The sequence below is a fragment of the Schaedlerella sp. genome, from assembly GCF_056796775.1.
The window spans coordinates 86,061-106,271 of the sequence record NZ_JBQIKP010000008.1 but is presented as its reverse complement, the minus strand read 5'-3'; the positions used below and the strand labels follow the sequence as shown (position 1 = coordinate 106,271).

Annotated in this window: 17 protein-coding genes; 16 read left to right on the top strand and 1 reads right to left on the bottom strand. The window is 48.0% G+C overall.

Going from position 1 to position 20,211, the window contains the following annotated elements; all coding sequences use genetic code 11:
* Nucleotides 1-84: 84 nt before the first annotated feature.
* The 12 genes from ACTOY7_RS06245 (at nucleotide 85) to ACTOY7_RS06190 (ending at nucleotide 13,724) form a co-directional block, all read left to right on the top strand.
* Nucleotides 85-981, top strand: coding sequence for an ABC transporter permease (locus ACTOY7_RS06245; RefSeq protein ID WP_482672428.1), 897 nt, complete (start codon nucleotides 85-87; stop codon nucleotides 979-981).
* Nucleotides 982-1,875, top strand: a complete 894-nt coding sequence (locus ACTOY7_RS06240) for an ABC transporter permease (RefSeq protein WP_482671446.1) — start codon at nucleotides 982-984, stop codon at nucleotides 1,873-1,875.
* A 13-nt stretch (nucleotides 1,876-1,888) separates the two neighbouring features.
* Complete coding sequence (locus ACTOY7_RS06235) at nucleotides 1,889-2,908, top strand: ABC transporter ATP-binding protein (RefSeq protein WP_482671447.1); 1,020 nt, start codon at nucleotides 1,889-1,891, stop codon at nucleotides 2,906-2,908.
* Nucleotides 2,901-3,893 carry an ABC transporter ATP-binding protein gene (locus tag ACTOY7_RS06230; protein WP_482671448.1) on the top strand — a complete coding sequence of 331 codons (993 nt, stop codon included), beginning with the start codon at nucleotides 2,901-2,903 and terminating at the stop codon, nucleotides 3,891-3,893. Before ACTOY7_RS06235 ends, ACTOY7_RS06230 begins: the two co-directional genes overlap by 8 nt.
* A complete protein-coding gene (locus tag ACTOY7_RS06225) occupies nucleotides 3,890-4,090 on the top strand; it encodes a hypothetical protein (protein ID WP_160282736.1) in 201 nt (66 codons plus the stop codon). The genes ACTOY7_RS06230 and ACTOY7_RS06225 overlap by 4 nt, the downstream gene beginning before the upstream one ends.
* Nucleotides 4,091-4,094: 4 nt before the next feature.
* Nucleotides 4,095-5,858 (top strand): ABC transporter substrate-binding protein, encoded by a 1,764-nt coding sequence (locus tag ACTOY7_RS06220; RefSeq protein WP_482672006.1) that lies wholly within the window; start codon nucleotides 4,095-4,097, stop codon nucleotides 5,856-5,858.
* A gap of 55 nt (nucleotides 5,859-5,913) precedes the next feature.
* Entirely contained in the window at nucleotides 5,914-7,911 is a 1,998-nt protein-coding gene (locus tag ACTOY7_RS06215) for a family 20 glycosylhydrolase (protein WP_004075511.1), read from the top strand.
* A gap of 60 nt (nucleotides 7,912-7,971) precedes the next feature.
* Nucleotides 7,972-9,969 (top strand): glycoside hydrolase family 20 zincin-like fold domain-containing protein, encoded by a 1,998-nt coding sequence (locus ACTOY7_RS06210; RefSeq protein ID WP_482671196.1) that lies wholly within the window; start codon nucleotides 7,972-7,974, stop codon nucleotides 9,967-9,969.
* A gap of 298 nt (nucleotides 9,970-10,267) precedes the next feature.
* On the top strand, nucleotides 10,268-10,810 hold the full coding sequence (locus tag ACTOY7_RS06205; RefSeq protein WP_482672007.1) for an RNA polymerase sigma factor: 543 nt from the start codon (nucleotides 10,268-10,270) through the stop codon (nucleotides 10,808-10,810).
* Nucleotides 10,803-11,657, top strand: coding sequence for a hypothetical protein (locus tag ACTOY7_RS06200; protein ID WP_482671197.1), 855 nt, complete (start codon nucleotides 10,803-10,805; stop codon nucleotides 11,655-11,657). The genes ACTOY7_RS06205 and ACTOY7_RS06200 overlap by 8 nt, the downstream gene beginning before the upstream one ends.
* Nucleotides 11,645-12,562, top strand: coding sequence for an ABC transporter ATP-binding protein (locus tag ACTOY7_RS06195; protein ID WP_482671198.1), 918 nt, complete (start codon nucleotides 11,645-11,647; stop codon nucleotides 12,560-12,562). The genes ACTOY7_RS06200 and ACTOY7_RS06195 overlap by 13 nt, the downstream gene beginning before the upstream one ends.
* A 46-nt stretch (nucleotides 12,563-12,608) precedes the next feature.
* Nucleotides 12,609-13,724: an ABC transporter permease gene (locus ACTOY7_RS06190; protein ID WP_482671199.1), complete on the top strand. Its 1,116-nt coding sequence runs from the start codon at nucleotides 12,609-12,611 to the stop codon at nucleotides 13,722-13,724.
* A 182-nt stretch (nucleotides 13,725-13,906) separates the two neighbouring features.
* Here the strand turns inward: ACTOY7_RS06190 and ACTOY7_RS06185 are convergent, their stop codons facing one another.
* Complete coding sequence (locus tag ACTOY7_RS06185) at nucleotides 13,907-14,527, bottom strand: M48 family metallopeptidase (RefSeq protein ID WP_394684469.1); 621 nt, start codon at nucleotides 14,525-14,527, stop codon at nucleotides 13,907-13,909.
* A 198-nt stretch (nucleotides 14,528-14,725) separates the two neighbouring features.
* Between ACTOY7_RS06185 and ACTOY7_RS06180 the strand changes: the two genes are divergently transcribed.
* The 4 genes from ACTOY7_RS06180 to ACTOY7_RS06165 all read left to right on the top strand — a co-directional run bounded on the left by ACTOY7_RS06180 (nucleotide 14,726) and on the right by ACTOY7_RS06165 (nucleotide 20,017).
* Nucleotides 14,726-14,995, top strand: a complete 270-nt coding sequence (locus tag ACTOY7_RS06180; protein ID WP_300885980.1) for an acylphosphatase — start codon at nucleotides 14,726-14,728, stop codon at nucleotides 14,993-14,995.
* Nucleotides 14,996-15,300: 305 nt separating this feature from the next.
* Entirely contained in the window at nucleotides 15,301-16,095 is a 795-nt protein-coding gene (gene proC / locus ACTOY7_RS06175) for a pyrroline-5-carboxylate reductase (protein WP_160282745.1), read from the top strand.
* Between the two features lie 106 nt (nucleotides 16,096-16,201).
* Entirely contained in the window at nucleotides 16,202-16,897 is a 696-nt protein-coding gene (locus ACTOY7_RS06170) for an anaerobic ribonucleoside-triphosphate reductase activating protein (RefSeq protein WP_300885979.1), read from the top strand.
* A 732-nt stretch (nucleotides 16,898-17,629) separates the two neighbouring features.
* Entirely contained in the window at nucleotides 17,630-20,017 is a 2,388-nt protein-coding gene (locus ACTOY7_RS06165; protein ID WP_482671200.1) for a ribonucleoside triphosphate reductase, read from the top strand.
* Nucleotides 20,018-20,211: the final 194 nt, after the last annotated feature.

The window sequence follows — 20,211 nt, the reverse complement described above, 5'->3', positions numbered from 1 at the left end:
ACAGTATTTGTGGTTACAACTATTATTTTTTTCTTGATACGACTGATGCCTTCAAACCCGGTACAACAGTACATAGAGGAGCAGATGGTCCAGTATGGCCTTACGTATGAAGATGCACAGATGCGGGCATCCTTTTTGTTCTCCATGGATTTGGACAAGCCTTTGGTCAGCCAGTATTTTGAATATCTGGGCAAAGTGGTTCGTCTGGACTTTGGAGATTCGCTGCTTTCGCCGGGAGTGCCCGTAATGACGATCATTGCCGCAAGGCTTCCGTGGACATTGTTCACAGTAGGGACGGGCCTTCTGCTTTCTTTTATCGTAGGTGTTACGATCGGAGCTGCTATGGCATTTAAACGTGACAAATGGTATGAACCGGTGATCAGCGGAATTGCATCTTTTCTCAGTTCTGTTCCGGATTTTCTTATAGCAATTACACTGCTCTTGATTTTTGGGGTGATTGAATGGGGAGGAAAAGGGACCTTGGTTCCGATTTTCATGTTGAGAGGAAATTACAGCATGGAAGTCAGCCCAGGATGGAATCTGCCGTTTATCAAAGATATTTTGCTACATGCAGCACTCCCTGTTTTTACGTATATGCTTTCTCAGATCGGAATCTGGGTGCTGCTGATGAAGGGGTGTACCACAAGTTGTTTGAATACAGACTATGTAACCGTTGCGAAGATCAGGGGGCTTAGTTCAGGGAGAATACTATTTTCCTATATTGGGCGGAATGCAATGCTTCCTATTGTAACAGAGTTCGCAATGCGCCTGGGATTTATTGTCGGGGGCGCGCTGATTGTAGAACAATTATTTGTCTATCAGGGAATTGGTCTGGAGCTGCTGAATGCGACAAATGGGAGAGACTATCCATTGATGCAGGGAGTATTTTTGATCATGACAATTTCAATCGTAGTATGCAATTTTTTGGCAGAGGTTTTTTACGTTGTGCTTGACCCAAGAATTAAAGTGGAGGGAACATAAATGGATAAAAGAAAGTCGAATTACACGACGATTTCTCAATCAAGCAGATTGAAGAAAATACTGACCCAGATGAAATTTGCGATATTGCATGACAAGGCCGGATTCGCCGGATTTTGCATTTTGGCTGTTATCATTGTCATTTCGTTTCTGTCACCGGTCGTATTTCCTTTGGATACACGGTCAGACCCTTCGAAAATCATGATGCAGCCAAGCTTACAGCATATTCTTGGAACGGATTATCTTGGAAGAGATATCTGGGCACAGATCGCGAACGGAGGAAGGGAACTGATAATTTTTTCTTTGATTGCAGCATTGATCGGAATCATTCTGGGTGCGTTTCTGGGCGCGTTTTCAGCAGTGGTCGGTGGAATATTTGATGAGTTATTAAGCTTTTTTGCTGATGTTTGGCTTTCCATTCCAAGATTTCCGCTTCTCGTGGTGATGTCTGGTTTTATGAGATTAAACAGTCTGACCCTGGCGATCGTATTGGGGATTTTGTCCTGGGCAGGTCTGTACAGAACCGTTCGCGCAGAGGTGCTTTCTCTGAAAGAAAGAGAATTTGTAGAGGCGGCGTTCATGCAGAATCTTAGTAAGAGACATATCATTTTAAAAGAAATCATGCCGAATCTGATGGGATTTATTGTAGTCAATTTTACACTTTCCATGCGTGCGGCTATCTATTCGCAGGTCGGCCTGGTATTTTTGGGATTGCTTCCGCTGGAGCAGAATTGGGGTGTGATGATCAATCAGGCATGGACACAGGGGGCAATTTACAATTCGGATTCATTGGCGTATATTCTTGCGCCGACCATAATGATCTGCCTGCTGATCATGTCCTTAGTATGGGTAGGAAAAGCACTGGAAGATGTTTTCAATCCTGCGCTTAGAAAGTAGGAGGTGACAAAATATGAGCAGTATAGATAAAAATTCCTTCCTGTTTCAGGCGGAAAATATCAGTATTTCTTACAAAACAAAGCGGGGACTTCTCAAAGCTGTACAGGGGGCCTCTTTTTCGATACGGTCCGGAGAGGCGGCAGCGTTGATTGGGGAATCCGGCTGCGGAAAAACTACGCTGGCATCTTCGATAGTAAGGGCATTGCCAAACGCTGCGTCAGTAACTGACGGCAGATTATTATTCCGTAAACAGGATGGACAGGGAGTGAACCTGCTGGATCTGAATAGGAAAAAAATGAGGCGGGTTTTGTGGAGCGATATTTCTATGGTGTTTCAGGCGTCTCAGAGCTCTTTTAATCCGGTGCGGAAAATCAGCACTCAGTTTATTGATACGGTAAAGGCGCATAATCCGGAAAAAAGTAAGGAAGAGATTCTGAAAAAATCCGGTGAGATTCTGGAAATGGTTATGCTGGAACCGGACAAGATCCTCAATGCATATCCCCATGAAATATCAGGCGGCATGAAACAGAGAACGTTGATCGCATTGGCGCTTTTGCTGGACCCTCGGCTTGTTATTCTGGATGAGCCAACAACAGCGTTGGACCTTCTGACACAGGAAAAGATTCTGGAGCTGTTGAAGCGGTTAAAGGCACAGATGAATTTCAGCCTGCTTTTTATTACGCATGACCTGGGCATCGTATCGGAACTGGCGGATTATGTTGTGACGATGTATGCGGGCAGGATTATAGAAAAGGTTCCGGTCCGGGAGTTTTTCAAGGAAGCAGCCCATCCTTACAGCCGGGGACTGATCAAAGCGATTCCAAGGCTGACAACAGAAAATTCGGAGCTGTATTCTATTCCGGGATCACCTCCGGATATGATCGACGACCTGCCAGGATGCCCATTTTATCCTCGCTGCAGCCGAAGGGAAGATATCTGCAATAAAGAAATGCCGGAAATGCAGTGTGCGGGGACAAGAGAACATCTCTGCGCGTGTTGGCATCCAGAGAAAGGAGTTCTGAGTAATGGGTGATTTGATGCGGCTTTGCGGGCTTGGAAAAGCTTTTCCGCAGAGACAGAGGAATGAGATCACGATCTTAAGGAATATTACGATTACCATGGGGGAGGGGGAGACCGTGTGTGTTCTGGGAGAATCCGGCTGCGGGAAAACCACCCTGGGAAGGATTGTGGCAGGCGTCTCAGACTATACGGCAGGCTCTTATAGATTTCAGGGAAAAGAAGTCTCTGAGATGTCAAAGGAAGAGCGGAATCAATTCAGAAACAGCGTGCAGATGATCCATCAGAATCCCTACGAATCCTTAAATCCTACGATGATGGTTTTTGATATCATAGCAAATCCCATCCGGCGCCACCACAAGATTGTGAAAATAGAAGAACTTTATGAGAAGGTGACAGAGCTGTTAGAAACAGTAGGTTTGACGCCGGTAGAAGATTTTGTGGATAAGTATCCGGCCTTTCTTTCCGGCGGGCAAAGGCAGAGAGTGTCAATTGCCAGGACTCTGGCAATGAATCCGAAGCTGATCGTAGTAGATGAAGCAACAAGCATGGTAGATACGTCACTGAGAATCAGCTTGCTGGGTACTTTAAAAAAGATTCAGGAGGAGACAGGCGTCTCTTATTTCTTTATAACGCATGACCTTGCGCTCGGGAAATATTTTGCGCAGGGACAGAAGGCGGTCATCATGTATCTTGGACAAATCGTTGAGGAATGTTCGATGGAGCGATTGGTCGAATATCCCTGTCATCCTTATACAAAGGCGATCCTCTCGGCAGCGGTTGGAAGCAGTGATATTTTGGAAAAGGATCAGGGAAAAAAATACAGGCTTACAGGTACGGATAACCCTTCATTCAAAAATCTTCCGTCAGGCTGTCCGCTGCATCCGAGATGCCCTCAGAAAATAGCGGGGACATGTGACGTAAAAATACCGGAATCTGCCAAAGCAGAACAGGAGCATTATGTGAGATGCCATTTATACGAGGAGGAAAGGCAGAGATGATTAGGTTTGCAAAGTTTATATTTACAGTCGGGGCGCTGATTTGCTTTTGCTCCATTTTATTCGGAGTTTATCTGAAAAAAGGCGAACCGGAATACTATATGAACGTTATAAATGTGATACTGGGGGTCACGATGCTCCTGACATCAGGCTTTTATTTGAAATACAACCACCACAAACAAAATAAAAGGAGGAAATGACAAAATGATGAAAAAAAGAAGAATTGCTCTTGGAATCGCATGTGTGATGCTGGCAAATGCAATGTTGGCAGGGTGCGGAAAAAGCGGGAATGAAGTTTCCGATGAGAATACAAATACACAGACAGCAGTGGAACAGAACAGCGCAAAAGCAGCATTTGTCGGCGGATGGCCATATTCCACGATGCCGACAGGACATTTTAATATGTTTAGCGCCAATGCGATTGAACTGAAGTTCTACAGGGAACTGCATCAGCTTCCTCTTGCCACATATGTTGCATCGGAAGACGCATATGAACCGATGCTGGCAGAAAGCTGGGAAATTTCGGAGGATGGGACAGAGTTTCGGGTAAAGCTTAGGGAGGACGTCTCATGGAGAACAGAAGAATCATTTACCTCAAAAGATGTATGGACAACATTTATGATATACCGTCTGGTAGGAAATCCGGTATGGAATTATGTCAGCGATATGGAAATCGTTTCGGACAATGAAATCGTATTTTTTGTGAAGAAGCCGACTACATTGATTCTCAGATATGTCCTTAGAAAACCAATGGTGGACTACCTTACATATGGAGAATACGCAGATAAGGTGCAGACGCTTTTGGATGAAGGAAAAACGGAAGATTCAGAGGAATGGACAGAGCTGGCAAACGATTTTAATCTCTATAGACCCGATTGCGTGAATGCCACCGGACCGTATTATCTGGATAAGGCCAATATCAGCGAGTCGAATATCGAATTGCTGAAAAATGAAAAATCCTTTCTTGCAGATACCGTTCAGTTTGATAAAGTCATCGTTTATAACGGTGATGTGGCAGATCTGACACCGCTTGTTATGAATGGGGAAGTTGATTTTCTTACACATCAGTTTCCGGTTTCTACAATGGCGACATTTGAGCAGATGGGTTATGAGACGTTACAGGTACCGGGAGTCGATGGCATGGCCGTATATTTTAATGAAGCGGTAAAACCCCTGGACAGGAAAGAGGTGCGTCAGGCGCTGGCATATGTGATTGACAGGAATCAGGTTGGAGAGCTGGCGCTTCCGGAGGTTTCACGCGGGACAAAATATGTATCCGGGCTGGGAGACAGCCTGACAGAAGAGTGGGTAGATGTTTCGAAACTGATTGACTATTCCGCAGACGAAACAAAGGCAGAAGAATTGCTTCAGAAAGCAGGACTCAGTAAAAACAGCAGCGGACAGTGGATGAGGGAAGACGGAACGGTATTTACACTCAGCCTTCAATGTCCGATGACATGGGCAGACGCATCCACTGCGGCAAGTGAAATAGCCCAGCAGCTCACGGCATTTGGTATTAAGACGACTGTGGAAGGAATTGACGAATCCATGAGGCAGAGTAAGATCAATGAGGGCGATTATCAAATGGCGATGTCCTTCTTTGGCTCAGGACAGCCTCATCCAATGTTCTCTTATGAGACTCCTCTGGTCATGAGCGGCAAAGGACTGAGCTATGAAATGGTACAGGATACAGATAGCTGCGGACAGGTTGATCTGAATGTGCTGCTGACAGAGGCTACCAGCGGATGGGAAGAGGAAAGCCAGCGGGACGCGGTAGAGAAGCTTGTGCTGACTGTAAATGAAACCGTACCGTATCTTCCGGTTTATACAAAATGGTCTAAGTATATTACAAGTAATGGAATGAGAACTGATTGGGGAACGGATGATAGTGTCTATAAAAACAGTGCGGGAGATGACAACTTTGCTGTGATTAAGATTTTGAACGGGGAATTGAAGCCTGCAAAATAGGAGGAAAAAATCCGGTTCTGTGCAGTTCTGGCATGGAACCGGAGGAAGACTATATATGAAATGTAAACATGAATTAAGATGGGTGCAAAAAGGAGAAAAAGGGGAAGAATTTGCGGCATTCAAGCTGGATATGGAGAAGCAGGTTCAAAAAAGACTGGAATCAGCGCTAAAGCACATTCCAACAGATGAACATTCAGAGAAGACGTTAAGGATAAGAATTAAAAATAAAAAAGCCCGGGATTCCGAGTCATACGAAATGAGGATTGCAAAGCACACGGTAGAAATCCAGGCGGACAATTTAAAAGGGGCCTATTTTGGAATTAAGGCTTTGAAGCTTCTTCTTGGATTTGGAGGTCATGTTCTGACTTATGGCACGATCAGGGAGGAACCGGATTTTGCAAACAGGGCTGTTATGCTGGACGTATCCCGCGGGAAAATGCCGGAGATTGAATATTTAAAGCATCTGGTCTGCGTTCTATCAGATCTTGGATATAATATTTTACAGATTTATTGTGAGGATAAACTGTTTCTACCGAAACACCCGAATCTTGGAAAACTGACGGGTGCTTATACGGAAGCGGAGATCCGGGAGTTGGATCGGCACTGTTGCCGTCATTTTATGGAACTCCAGCCATGCATCCAGACGTATTCGCACATGCATGGAGTTCTGCGTACTCCCGGATACGAGATGCTCAGCGAAAATCAGGACTTGTTTTCCCTGGCGGCAGGAAAGGAGGAGGTCTATGAATTTCTGGAGGAAGAACTGGCAGAGGTTCTTCCGTGGTTTTCATCTAAAACAGTAAATATTACGATGGACGAAGCCTATGATCTGGGAACCGGACATTCCAGAGAATCTGTTGAAAAAAAAGGAAAGACGGCGGTATTTGCCGAGCATATCAAACGGGTGATTGAAATTGCCGAAAGGCAGGGCGCGGAAAAGGTCATGATGTGGGGAGATGGCGTGGTCAAGTATCCGGAGCTGCAAGAGCAGCTTCCGGACGATGTAATCCTGATAGACTGGAATTATAATCCGCAGTCGGAGTATCCGTCTTTGAATGCCTTCCATGAAGGAAGGCATGAATTTTGGGCGGCGGCAGGAGTGAGTACGTGGAATTCTATTTTTCCCAGAGTATACAATATGTACCAGAATATCATTGTATATTCCAGCCAGGCGAAGGAAATGGGGGCCGAGGGCTTTATGCTTACGGACTGGGGCGATTATGGGCACTGTCAGCCTTTGGGGCTGAGTTTGTATGGTTATCTTCTGGGCGGGTGTCAGGCATTTCATGCGGAAAGGATAGATGCAAAATTATTTGAAAAAAAGATGTGGCCGGCGATTTTTCAGGACAAACGGCTGCGCAGGGCATTCCGCTTGCTGATGGATTCGAATTTGTCTCCTGGTTTACAGACCGGATTTAAAACGATGACGATCTATTATTTCTTTGATGATATGATGGATGGGCTTTCCATGCATGGGAACAGCCGCTATCCGTATATTCCGGAGGAGTCATTTCATACATTGGCGGAACAGGGAGAAAAAGCCTGCCAACTTCTGGATGAACTACTGGATGAAAAAATCTGGGAAAGTACAAAGTATATAGACCAAAGCTGGAAGGAGCTTTTTGGAGAAAAATTCTTGTATGAATTGAAGCTTTCGGCATGGATGACTTGGTTTACAGGAAAAAAAGGGATGCTCGCATATGAAATCAAAAAAAATCTCCGGAAAAAAGAAGTCCGGCCGGAAATCATTCTGAGGCAAATATGGGATATCCGTTGTTTATATGCAAAATGGCTGGAAATCAGAGACTTTTTCCAAGAGGTGTGGCTTCTGCGCTCGAAAAGAAGTGGAATTGAATCCAGCCTTTCTCTCTTTGACGGGGCAGGGATGCAGCTTAAAAAGACTGCAGAGTGGCTTGCGCTGCAGCGGGAAGCGGTTTTGGAAGGAAAAACTGCGGACGGGGAGCTGGAAACCTACCTGGCAGGGAAAGACTATGGTATTTTGTGGACCGGAGATTTTAAAAATATGTGGGATCGGGCTTACCCGTGGCAGTAATCCGGAATGATGGAACATAAGAAAATGCAGGAAGGGAGCATAATAAGGCAGATGCGGGATTTGAATACAGGTAGAGAGAGGTATGAGGTATTTCCGCCGATAAAGGAAATTTGTTATGGGGAAGGGCGATTTTCGCTGCTTTCTATTCGGACGGTAGCATGCGCGATACCGATTGAGAGCGCAAAGCTGGGTAAATATCCATTCGTAAAAGCGGAGGATGGATATGTATTTTATACCAATGATTTGAATTTAAAAGAGGAAGTGATGGAGGAGCAGGGATATAGGCTGTCTGTGAGTGAAAAGGGAATATACCTTTGTGCAGGGGATGAGAGCGGGCTTCGCTATGGGCTGGATACTCTGGAGCAGATTTTGAAACAGGCGGGAGACGAGGTGGAATGCCTGACAATTTATGATTATCCGATGCTCAAGCAGCGCGGACTAATGCTTGATATTTCCAGAGGAAAAGTTTTTACAGGGGAGTATCTGACAAAGCTGACGGAACTGCTTTCTGCGTTGAGATATAATGTCCTTCAGCTATATGTGGAACACACCTTTGATTTTAAGAAGCATCCGGAAATTTGCGAGGGATCTGATCCAATTACGGCGGAGGATATAAGGATACTGCAGGAAAAATGTAAGGAAAAAGGGATACAACTGCAGGCAAATCTGCAGTCACTGGGACACTGCAGAAGGCTTTTAACAAGAAAAGCATATAGGGGGCTTGCGGAAAGCGATATGTATTGGTCATTGAATTTGGCATCGGAAGAAGTGACAGAGCTTCTCGATGATCTTTATGGGGAATATCTGCCTTTGTTTGAGAATGAATATTTCAATGCAGGATTGGATGAGCCTTATGATATTGGGGCAGGTAAAAATAAAGGCAGCGGAAAAACAGAGGAAGAATTATATTTGGAATATGTGTTGAAAATTCATGCGCTGGCTGCAAAATACGGAAAAAAGATAATGATATTTGGGGATGTATTCTGCAGAAATCCGGAACTTTTTTCAAAACTGCCCAAGGACATCATCTGTCTGGACTGGATTTATGACCCGAAGGAAAGGTATGGGACTCCGGAGATTCTGTATAACAGCGGTGTGTTGTATTGGGTATGCCCGGGAACCGGAAACTGGAACACACTGTTTCCACGTTTGGATGGGGCGATTACGAATGTTGTCAATCTGGTACGGGAAGGATGCGAACACAGGGCACAGGGAATGCTTTTGACAGATTGGAATGATCATGGCGCCTATACGCAGCCTGCCCCGGGATATTATATTTATGTATATGGCGCGGCAGCGGCCTGGCACGGGAAAGATCCGGGCAGTGAATATGTAGATCGGCATTCAGACCGGTATATTGGGATCAAAGGGTATGCGCGGATGGTGCGAAAGCTTGCGGAAATATATCAGATTCCGCCATTGTGGTCCAAAAACCGGAGCGAGTGTGTAATGGCCCTTTTTGATGAACCTATTTTTGGAAAAGGGATCAGAGGAAGAATACCGCCAAAAGGGCTGCGGGCTTATGACGTGAATTTGCCTGACGGTGTAAAAAGCGTGTTGGAAAAGCATTCTCAGCACCCGCTCAGACCGTATTTCCAGATTTCAGAAGACGTTTGCGGAAGTATTGAAAAGGTGGTTGCAGATGCAGAAGCGATTTGTGATACGATGAAGGAAGGGATGATAAAGGGGCAGATGCGCTATATTCTGGATGCGTTTTCCCTGATGCTGGATAAGATGGAAGTCAGCCGTACCATTCTTTCTGCTTTTGAGAAAAAAGCGATTGACAAAGAGGTTCTGCTTGATATGGAAGACAGTGTTAGGCGTTTGATCCGGCGGTTTGTAAGGCTAGAAATGTCCTATATAAAACAATGGCAGGAGATTGCGAGAGTATCGGAAATTGAGATTTCTATGGTACACTTTGCGCATGTCATTGAGCGTTTAGACTATCTGATGGATTGGCTCTCTGCCCAGAGGGAAAAGATTGCGCAATCCAGAGAACCCGATTACCAGTTTGTGACATATGAGACGGCAGGTTATGAGACGTTGCCTACATATTAAGACGGTTTCTCTCACCATAAAGACAGCGTGGGTTCGAAGCCTGCAATTCCCAAGAGGCTACTGCTTTTACATTTGAAAAATTGTGAAGCGGCAGCCTTTTTAATTTAGAAACGTTTTCGTGAAATAATATCTTCAAAATTTTAAATCCTTTTCCACGCATATCAAGTTATATTAAATAAGAGCACTTGATTTGCTTCAATCCGGATATCGCGAAAAGTTGAAATCAAGCACTGTATCATGACGGTATATCCAATAAAACCAGCAGGAAGGAGTGTGATGCCCTTTGGAGGACCGGGAGATGATCCGGCGGATCCAAAACGGACAGAAGCAATACCTGAACGTGATCGCCGAAAAATACTACAACGACATCTACTATTTCTGCTGCTACCAGACCGGCAGCCGTGAGGATGCCTATGACCTGGCCCAGGAAACCTTTCTACGTTTCATCCGGTACGTAGACCGCTACCAATATCGGAATCTGAAAGGTTATCTCCTGACCATTGCCATGAACCTCTGCCGGAATTACGTCTGTGATACCGGCAAAATCCCCGTTCAGCCAGAACTTTACACACACGAAGCTGGGGACAGCGGAGAAGAGGAAAACGCCGCTTCCGACGGCAGAGAGTTTGAAAACCGGGAGAATAGCCTGCTCCTGGCGGCAGCGCTGCAAAAGCTACCGGAGATCCAGAGGGAAGCCGTGCTCCTTCACCATTTTTACGGCTATAAGAACCGGGAGATTTCCCGCATGACAGGCGCTTCCTACAGTGCGGTCAAGTCACGGGTCAGGCAGGGAATTGAAAAACTGCAGCAGCTTTTAAACAGGGAGGATTTCTATGGATGATAAGATGAAAACGGAAAAATGGAAGCTTTCACCGGACAGATCAAGGGATGGCAGTATGACGCAAGAGCAGTCCGGACCGTCATGGAAGGAATCAAAAATGGACAGGATACGGCATGAAGCATGGCGCTTGCCGCTGGACGAATCGAAAAAAGAAAACAGCCTTGCCGCAATCCGCCAGGCCGCGGAGGCAAAGCAGCTCAGCCGTTACCCCTCTTTCGCCACCAATCTGTGGAATCAGTTCCGCTTCCAGTCCTGGAAGAGCCGTGCGGCCCAGGGGGCAGTGCTTTTGTCGGCCATGCTTCTGTCGGTCTGGCTGAACCAGAAGCAGATCGCGGATACCGATTCCATCACCGTCTGCTCGGTATTTCTCGTATTTGCCGGAAATATCTGCCTGAGTGGTGTTGCCCGTCTGTTTTCCCGGCACATGGCGGAGCTGGAGCAGACGCTGTACCTGAACCTGAAACAAATGGTCTGCATCCGGATGCTGGAAGCCGGGATTCTGGATCTGGTGATCCTGTATATTCTGACCGGACTGACAGGCCGGTTCAACAGTGCGGGGACAGGGGCGTATCTTTTGTACATGCTGGTTCCGTTCCTCTGGTCGGATGTCCTCTATCTGCACATGCTGACTGCCTTTCGGAACGGACTGGCCGGCTATCGGCAGATCTCTGCCGGAATCCTGTGCGGCCTTCTCGCGCTGTTTCCGGTGATGCTGGAGGATGCATATGAGGCGGCGGCCCTGCCCTGGTGGCGCGCATTCGGGCTGGCAGGCGCATTGCTGCTGGGAGCGGAAATCTATGGGATTCTGGGAAAAATCGAAGGAGGAGACAGCTTATGCCTGAATTAGTGATCGACAGAGTAACAAAACGATTTAAACATAAAATCGCGGTGGACACCGTTTCCCTGCGCCTGCGCAACGGAGTCTACGGATTCCTGGGGGCAAATGGAGCCGGGAAGACCACACTCCTGCGGATGCTCTGCGGCGTGTTAAAGCCCACCTCGGGGGAGATCCGCTGCAACGGAACGGAAATCCGCATGCTGGACGGGGAATACCGTTTCCTTCTGGGATATCTGCCCCAGGATTTCGGATATTATCCAGATTTTACCGCAAAGCGATATCTGGAATATCTGGCCGCCTGCAAAGCGGTCCCCAAAGATCTTGCAAAAGAAAAAGTACAGGAAATGCTCCGGCTTGTGGGGCTGGAGGGAGAACAGAAGCAGAAGATCAAAACCTTTTCCGGCGGCATGATCCGCAGGCTGGGAATTGCCCAGGCACTTTTGAATGACCCGGAGATCCTCATACTGGACGAACCTACCTCCGGGCTGGATCCTAAGGAGAGGATCCGTTTCCGCAATATCATCAGCGCCCTTTCCAAGGGAAGGATCGTGATCCTGTCCACCCATATCGTATCCGACGTGGAATTTATCTCGGACCAGATCCTGCTCATGAAGCAGGGCTGCATCGTGGAGCAGGGAACCTGCCGGGAGGTGACCGGCAGCGTCCGGGGGAAGGTGTGGGAGTACATGGCGGGGCCGGAGGAGGCGGACCGGATGAACGACACGTTTGCGGTCAGCAATCTGAAAAATGAAGGCGACAGGGTGTATCTCCGGATAGTTTCCGACACCTGCCCATGTGAGGGCGCCGCGCCGGCAGAACCGGGGCTGGAGGATGTCTATCTGTATTATTTTGGGACGGACGAAATATGCAGGAACGCGGACAGGAGTATTTTTCTGCGAGATATGCATCAATGAGATCATGATGCTGTATGGATATTTGTCAGGCAAAGGAGAATGAAACATGTGGAAAATATTTCAGGAAGAGTTTTATAAGATCGCGTCCAAAAAGATTGTCTGGATCGGACTGTTCTGCCTGCTGGGTTTCGTAAGATACCGGCTGGCAATGGTTGTGGATGAGTACACCATGACGACCGGCCGGGAAACAATCTGCGGAAAAGAAGCGATCGCAAAGGATCAGGAGCTGACCGCACAGTATGCGGGGCCTCTGACAGAGGAAAAAGTTCAGACTATTTATGAAAAATACGGATTTTTCTATATTAACAGTGAAACAGGGGAACAGAATGGAAACTACTGTAGTCGTTTCATCACGGAGCGGATGACTAACAGCAGGCAGTTGGAAGAACCGGCTCTGGATGATATCCAGTTCTATCAGGGCAGTGACTGGGAAAACAATGCGGCGTATCTGTTGGAAGACGGCCTTCGATTCGATTATGTATATGGATGGGACGATCTGGCAGAAACGTACGGTATCATGGTGATCTTTTGTCTTTCCGCTTTATTTATGATCGGATTATCGTCGGTATTTTCTGAAGAATATTCTTTGAAAACGGCGGACATCCTTCTGACTACCCGGCGGGGGAAGGGCGGCGGAATCTGGATGAAAGCGGCTGCGGCCTTTGGATTTACACTGTCTATTTATTTTGCGGTCACAGTCTATGTGTGGGCAATTTATCTGAACGTATTCGGAACCCAGGGGCTGGATGCGTCTTCCGTCATGATCGGGTGGGGCAATCGTTGGGGATACTGCCCGGATACGGTGGCTGGCTTTCTCCTGTACCAGTTCTGGCTGGGGCTTGCCGGGATGATTCTTCTGACCGCTGTAGTTCTGGCGGTTTCCGCCCTCTGTAAAAATGCATTTCTGGCGGTGGTGCTGTCCCTGACGCTGTACCTCATCCCAGTGGTATGGCTGAAGCTGATCGGCCCTATGCGGATCTTTGGGCATACGGTGACAAAAGCGGTCTCACATTTTATGGCTTCCATGCCGGTTTATCTGACTATGACCTGGGACTTCGGGTTCCCGGCAGAACAGGTCATGATGCATCTGGCGATCGCGCTGGCGGTGGGAGTGGCTGGTGTGTGGCTGGGGTATTGGCGGTATCGGGGGTATCAGGGGTGAGGGGAGTGCCTGATATATTCACAAAAAACAACAAGGGGGGAATGAAGCCGGTGTACTGGACGAAAACCAGGAACCGAAGCTGTCCTATGATACATTGAAAAGGCTGGAAAGGCAGCTTGGGATCCAAAAAATTAAATGAAGCGCTTACTATATATTAAGCAAAAAGAAAGCCTGCGGAACATTCACACAACGTTCCACAGGCTTTCTCCATGCTCTCTGAGCCATCTCTGCGCCGTCTTATAATCCGGCAGCACGGATGCCACAACGGCATAAAAAGCGGGAGAGTGGTTCATCTCCTTCCTGTGTGCCAGTTCATGCACCACGATATAATCCAGCACATCCTCCGGCGCGAAGATCAGCCGCCAGTTAAAATTCAGATTCCCCTTGCTGCTGCAGCTTCCCCACCGGGTCTTCTGCTCCCGGATAGAAATGCGCCCGTATGTCACCCGCATGATCGAAGCATAGTAAGCAGCCTTCCGTGTAAAAATATCCCGGGCCGTTTCCACATAGCGGCGGCGCTCACTTTCCGGCAGCGGCGGCGGAGCCGGTGCTGCCTGCGCGGCGGCTTTTGTCAGATACTTCAGGATCCACTCCTGCTTTTCAATCAGAAAACGTTCGACCGCGGCCCTCGATGTGCGCCTCGGGGCACGTACCTTGACCTGTCCGCCGGAAGTGATCTGGACAGCCAGAGTCCTTCTGGAGCTGTAGATGAGTTCATATCCGTCCGGGTATTGTGTGCCGGAACGCTCCGCAAGCTGCGGAAGCCTGTCCGCCAGAGGACGGGGAAAAGGCTGTATTGCCATAAAATGATCCCTCCTGCTTGATTTTATATCTAAATTTGATTTTGTTTCCATTCTACCATAGAAATATATATTTTGTATCTGTTATTCTTTGATTTTTTACGCAAAGTAGTATAAAATGTAGATAAGGGCGGGCAGTTTGCTTTAGAAAAATACATTCCAACTGTACAGATGGGATGTATTCAGGAGAGAAGGGATTAGATGGCAGAAGTCAGAAAGCACATCGTCTTCCACGGCCGTGTACAGGGCGTGGGCTTCCGGTATACGGCAAAGTATCTGGCATTGTCCCTGCATTTGACCGGATGGGTGAGAAATGAATGGGACGGCACGGTGACGCTGGAGATCCAGGGAAGGGAGCCCCTGATCCAGAAGCTCCTTGTAGGACTGAACAGCAGTCAGTTCATACGGATTGAATGGATGGACACAGAGGAGATTCCGCTGGAGCAGGAAAGCTGCTTCAAGGTTCGGTGATTTTGAAATCGACAGGAGGAGATAAAAATATGACGGAGGTAATGGAAGATATAACAGTAGATGAAAAGAGAGACATGTTACTGGAAATGTTGGCGGACCTTTACACGATCAAGGCGGCAAACAAAGAGGAAAATGCAGTATGAGACCACAAAATCAAGATTACAGAGAAACAGCTTGAAATTTTAGGCGTTACAGATTTAGCAGACATTAAGCCATAGTTCAAAAAGCGGAGTATTGCCGCTCCGCTATAATCGTTCAAAGGGAACGGAGGATAAAAACCCGGAATGGAGAAAGGATGAGTAATATTGAAACTAGGTTTTATTGGAACTGGAAACATGGCCGGAGCGATCATCGGCGGGATCATCAAGACCGGACTGATCCCTCCGGAGGAGATCATCGGATCTGATATATCGGCGCCGGGCCGGGAACACATGCAGAATATCTATGGGATCTATGTCACACCGGACAACCGCAAGGTGGCGGAACGGGCGGAGGTCATATTCCTGTGTGTAAAGCCGCAGTACTATTCGACCGTCATTGCGGAGATCAAGCATGTGATCTCCAACAGGCAGCTCGTGATCAGCATTGCTCCGGGCAAGACGCTCGGGTGGCTGGAGGAGCATTTCGGAAAACCGGTCAAGCTTGTGCGCACCATGCCGAATACCCCGGCCATGGTCAGCCAGGGAATGACCGCTGTCTGCCCCAATGACTGTGTAAGTAAGGAAGAACTGGAATACGTGGTCAGCATCCTCAAGACGATCGGGGAGACGGAGGTCATCCCGGAAAATCTGATCGACGCGGTGGTGGCGGTCAGCGGAAGCTCCCCGGCCTATGTATTTATCATGATTGAAGCTATGGCGGATGCGGCAGTGGCGGAAGGGATGCCCCGTGCCCAGGCATATAAGTTCGCGGCCCAGGCGGTCTATGGAAGCGCAAAAATGGTTCTGGAAACAGGACGGCATCCGGGCGAATTGAAGGATATGGTCTGCTCACCGGCAGGGACAACCATAGAAGCGGTGCGCGTCCTGGAGAAAAAAGGCTTCCGCAGTGCGCTGATCGAGTCCATGAAGGCATGCGCGGAGGTGTCGCGCAACTTGTAAATGTGGGTAATGATTCAGAACAGGCAGCAACGGGCCTTTGATCTGACGTCCTGAACAGCCGCAAATGAGTTTTCAAGAGTGCTCAAATATGAAAGGGGGAAGCGGAATGAACATACAGGGACTGCAGAAACTTACGCTTTTGGATTATCCAGAAAAAGTGGCATGCACGATATTTACCGCAGGCTGTAATTTCCGCTGCCCGTTTTGCCATAACGCGTCTCTGGTGACTCATATTGACCTGGAAAGGAATATCCCGGTCGAGCAGGTCATGAATTTCCTGAAAAAACGCTGGCGGGTGCTGGACGGCATCTGCATTTCAGGAGGAGAGCCGCTGCTGCAGCCGGAGCTGGAGGATTTTATCCGCGGGGTCAAGGAGATCGGCTACAGTGTGAAGCTGGATACCAACGGCAGCAATGCCCGGCTTTTGAAGCATCTGGCAGAGGAAAAGCTTTTGGACTATGTGGCCATGGATATAAAAAATGCTCCTGGGAAATATGGGATCACCATCGGGATTCCAGACTACAATATGGAAGAAATCTTCCGGAGCGTGGATTTTCTGATGTCAGGAACGGTTCCCTATGAATTTCGCACCACGGTCGTGAGGGAATTTCACAAGCGGGAGGACTTTTCCGATATCGGAAGGTGGATCAAGGGGGCGCAGCGATATTATCTGCAGAGCTTCCGGGTATCCGGCGACCTGATCCGTCCGGGACTGCGGGCGTATACGAAGGAGATTCTTGTCCAGGCGCTGGAGGTGGTCCAGCGCAATGTACCCAATGCAGAGCTGCGCGGGGTGGAATGAATCACAAAAGTTCATACACCATATGCCCTGGCCAGAGGTGCGCTGAGGCATTTTAGCTACATGTTATACCCTGTGCGATCACCACACTGACTGGTCGAGAGGATGCTCGTAAAGTTGGCATTTCATTTGAAACAGGAACCCAGATTCCTACATTTTCTGGGAATTTTTTAGAAAGGATTGACAACGAATCCGATTTTGACATGCTATGCGGCTTTTAATACCAAAAGGCTGCTGAAAAGCATTGAATAATGGGAGTTTCGTAGAAATCCGCAGCCATATCTGCAAATATATGGAATAAATGGAAAAAATCAGAAAATTTACGTTTTTCTGTGCGAGATCATTGAGAATTAAAGAAAGTTTTGCTGTGGATACTGACTATACATAAATTATTTCATAATAGAAAAACAACAATATCTGGTTGCTTTCGCTAAAAACAGCACAAGATATTGTTGTTTTTTTATTTGACAGGAGGATTATATAGTGTTAGAATAATTACTGTTCACACTTGTACCGCACACATTGTGACAGGGGTACAGGGGGATACAATAACGGTTGGAATATGCAGGATGCCTGGCAGAGATGCCGGGCAGTCATTGTCTATTTTGTATGTTTTGAAGCTGTATTCGCAAGAATGTATGGGATTGATTTTTCGTACCGGGACGGTTTCAGACCGTGAGTCATCATTTTTTACATTTCCTGCATACCGTTTAAGACAGAAAGGGGAGCGCGCATATGTATCAGGTTACGAAGAGAGACGGTAAGGTTGCGCCGTTTGATCTGTCCAAGATCAGCGAGGCAATCCGCAAGGCATTTGAGGCGAAAGAGAAGGAGTATAATCAGGACATTATCGATCTGCTGGCATTGAAGGTGACGGCGGACTTTGAACCAAAGATCAAGAAGGGACTTGTATCTGTGGAGGATATCCAGGACAGCGTGGAATCCATGCTCATCCGGGCAGGTTACGCAGATGTGGCTAAGGGATACATTTTATATAGAAAGCAGAGGGAGAAGATCCGGAATCTGAATTCTACCCTGCTGGATTACAAGGATATTGTAGACAGTTATGTAAAGGTGACGGACTGGCGCGTGAAGGAGAATTCCACAGTGACCTATTCCGTGGGCGGACTGATCCTGAGCAATTCCGGCGCGATCACGGCTAATTACTGGCTGTCAGAGATCTATGACGAAGAGATCGCCAAGGCGCATAAGAATGCAGACATCCACCTTCACGACCTGTCCATGCTGACCGGGTACTGCGCGGGCTGGTCTTTGAAGCAGCTGATCAAGGAAGGGCTGGGCGGCATCGTGGGAAGGATCACGGCGGCTCCGGCAAAGCATCTGAGTGTGCTCTGCAACCAGATGGTCAACTTCCTGGGGATCATGCAGAACGAATGGGCCGGCGCCCAGGCATTTTCTTCATTTGACACGTATCTGGCGCCGTTTGTAAAGGCAGATCATCTGACCTATCCGGAAGTGAAGAAGTGTATCGAATCCTTCGTTTTCGGCGTGAATATTCCGTCCAGATGGGGAACCCAGTCGCCGTTCTCCAATATCACGCTGGACTGGACCGTACCGAATGACCTGGCCAACCTTCCGGCGATCGTAGGCGGAGTGGAGCAGGACTTCACTTATGGAGACTGTAAAGAAGAGATGGATATGGTCAACAAGGCATTTATCGAGACCATGATTGAGGGCGACGCGGAGGGCAGAGGCTTCCAGTATCCCATTCCGACCTACTCCATTACCAGTGATTTTGACTGGTCTGAGACAGAGAATAACCGTCTGCTCTTTGAGATGACTGCAAAATATGGTACGCCCTATTTTTCAAATTATATCAACAGCGATATGGAACCCAGTGACGTGCGGAGCATGTGCTGCCGACTGCGCCTGGATCTGCGGGAGCTGCGCAAGAAGTCCGGCGGCTTCTTCGGAAGCGGGGAGAGCACCGGCTCTGTCGGCGTTGTGACGATTAATATGCCGCGTATTGCGTATTTATCAGAGAATGAAGAGGAATTTTATACCAGGCTGGACCGGCTGATGGACATTTCAGCCCGCTCCCTCCACATCAAGAGGGAAGTCATTTCCAAGCTGCTGGATGAAGGACTCTATCCATATACAAAGCGGTATCTGGGCTCCTTTGACAATCATTTTTCCACCATCGGCCTGGTGGGAATGAATGAAGCCGGCCTGAATGCAAAATGGCTCAAAAAGGATCTCACGCATCCGGAGACACAGCAGTTTACGAAGGATGTGCTGAACCATATGCGGGAACGCCTGTCGGATTATCAGGAGATGTACGGAGACCTGTACAATCTGGAAGCAACCCCGGCGGAGTCTACCACGTATCGTCTGGCCAAGCATGACGTGGAGCAGTTCCCGGATATCATCACAGCAGCGGAGGAATGCGGCACGCCGTATTATACGAACAGCTCTCATCTTCCGGTGAGCTATACGGAGGATGTGTTCGAGGCGCTGGACATTCAGGACGAACTGCAGACCTTGTATACATCAGGAACCGTATTCCATACCTTCCTGGGAGAAAAGCTGCCGAATTGGAAGGCGGCGGCAGCTCTGGTGAGAAAGATCGCGGAGAATTACAAGCTTCCATATTATACGATGTCTCCGACTTATTCCATCTGCAAGAACCACGGCTACATCAGCGGCGAGCAGTATACCTGCCCGTGCTGCGGGGAAGAGACCGAGGTCTACAGCCGGATCACCGGATATTACCGTCCGGTCAAGAACTGGAATGACGGCAAGACCCAGGAGTTCAAGGAGCGGAAGGTATATGACGTGTTCGATTCCGGCTCACGAATGAAGCCCAAGGCGGCAGTGAGGACGGAAACAGAGCCCGCGTCGTTTTCCGGAGAAGGGGGAGAGGACGGGACAAAAATGATCCTGTTCACGACAAAGACCTGCCCGAACTGCAGGATCGCCACAAAATCATTGGAAAAGGCGCACATTTCCTATGAGCTGGTAGACGCGGAGGAGAATGAAGAACTGGTGAAGAAGTACGGCGTGATGCAGGCGCCGACGCTTGTGGTCGTAGACGAGGACGGCGTGAAAAAGATGGCAAACGCGTCGAATATAAAAGCATATGCTGAGAATAATAAAGAATGAGATTTTGGAATTGTCATGAAAGAGCATCGGCATCTTCTATGTGAAGAAGTATCCAACCGCACGGTCGGAGGAATTTTATGACAGTTTGAAAAAAAATGAATGCGCAGGGAGCCGAAAGGATTCCTGCGTATTCAATATAAATACCATGTATGCAGAAAGACTGCCAGCGGCAGGCTTTCTCTATATGGAAAGGC

What these genes read in the sequence shown, in the direction of transcription:
- ACTOY7_RS06170 (WP_300885979.1), top strand. Translation starts at nt 16,202, where the DNA reads ATGAACATACAGGGACTGCAGAAACTTACGCTTTTGGATTATCCAGAA.
- ACTOY7_RS06215 (WP_004075511.1), top strand. Translation starts at nt 5,914, where the DNA reads ATGAAATGTAAACATGAATTAAGATGGGTGCAAAAAGGAGAAAAAGGG.
- ACTOY7_RS06235 (WP_482671447.1), top strand. Translation starts at nt 1,889, where the DNA reads ATGAGCAGTATAGATAAAAATTCCTTCCTGTTTCAGGCGGAAAATATC.
- ACTOY7_RS06165 (WP_482671200.1), top strand. Translation starts at nt 17,630, where the DNA reads ATGTATCAGGTTACGAAGAGAGACGGTAAGGTTGCGCCGTTTGATCTG.
- ACTOY7_RS06185 (WP_394684469.1), bottom strand. Translation starts at nt 14,527, where the DNA reads ATGGCAATACAGCCTTTTCCCCGTCCTCTGGCGGACAGGCTTCCGCAG.
- ACTOY7_RS06230 (WP_482671448.1), top strand. Translation starts at nt 2,901, where the DNA reads ATGGGTGATTTGATGCGGCTTTGCGGGCTTGGAAAAGCTTTTCCGCAG.
- ACTOY7_RS06225 (WP_160282736.1), top strand. Translation starts at nt 3,890, where the DNA reads ATGATTAGGTTTGCAAAGTTTATATTTACAGTCGGGGCGCTGATTTGC.
- ACTOY7_RS06245 (WP_482672428.1), top strand. Translation starts at nt 85, where the DNA reads ATGGTCCAGTATGGCCTTACGTATGAAGATGCACAGATGCGGGCATCC.
- ACTOY7_RS06180 (WP_300885980.1), top strand. Translation starts at nt 14,726, where the DNA reads ATGGCAGAAGTCAGAAAGCACATCGTCTTCCACGGCCGTGTACAGGGC.
- ACTOY7_RS06220 (WP_482672006.1), top strand. Translation starts at nt 4,095, where the DNA reads ATGATGAAAAAAAGAAGAATTGCTCTTGGAATCGCATGTGTGATGCTG.
- ACTOY7_RS06200 (WP_482671197.1), top strand. Translation starts at nt 10,803, where the DNA reads ATGGATGATAAGATGAAAACGGAAAAATGGAAGCTTTCACCGGACAGA.
- ACTOY7_RS06190 (WP_482671199.1), top strand. Translation starts at nt 12,609, where the DNA reads ATGTGGAAAATATTTCAGGAAGAGTTTTATAAGATCGCGTCCAAAAAG.
- ACTOY7_RS06195 (WP_482671198.1), top strand. Translation starts at nt 11,645, where the DNA reads ATGCCTGAATTAGTGATCGACAGAGTAACAAAACGATTTAAACATAAA.
- ACTOY7_RS06205 (WP_482672007.1), top strand. Translation starts at nt 10,268, where the DNA reads ATGATCCGGCGGATCCAAAACGGACAGAAGCAATACCTGAACGTGATC.
- ACTOY7_RS06240 (WP_482671446.1), top strand. Translation starts at nt 982, where the DNA reads ATGGATAAAAGAAAGTCGAATTACACGACGATTTCTCAATCAAGCAGA.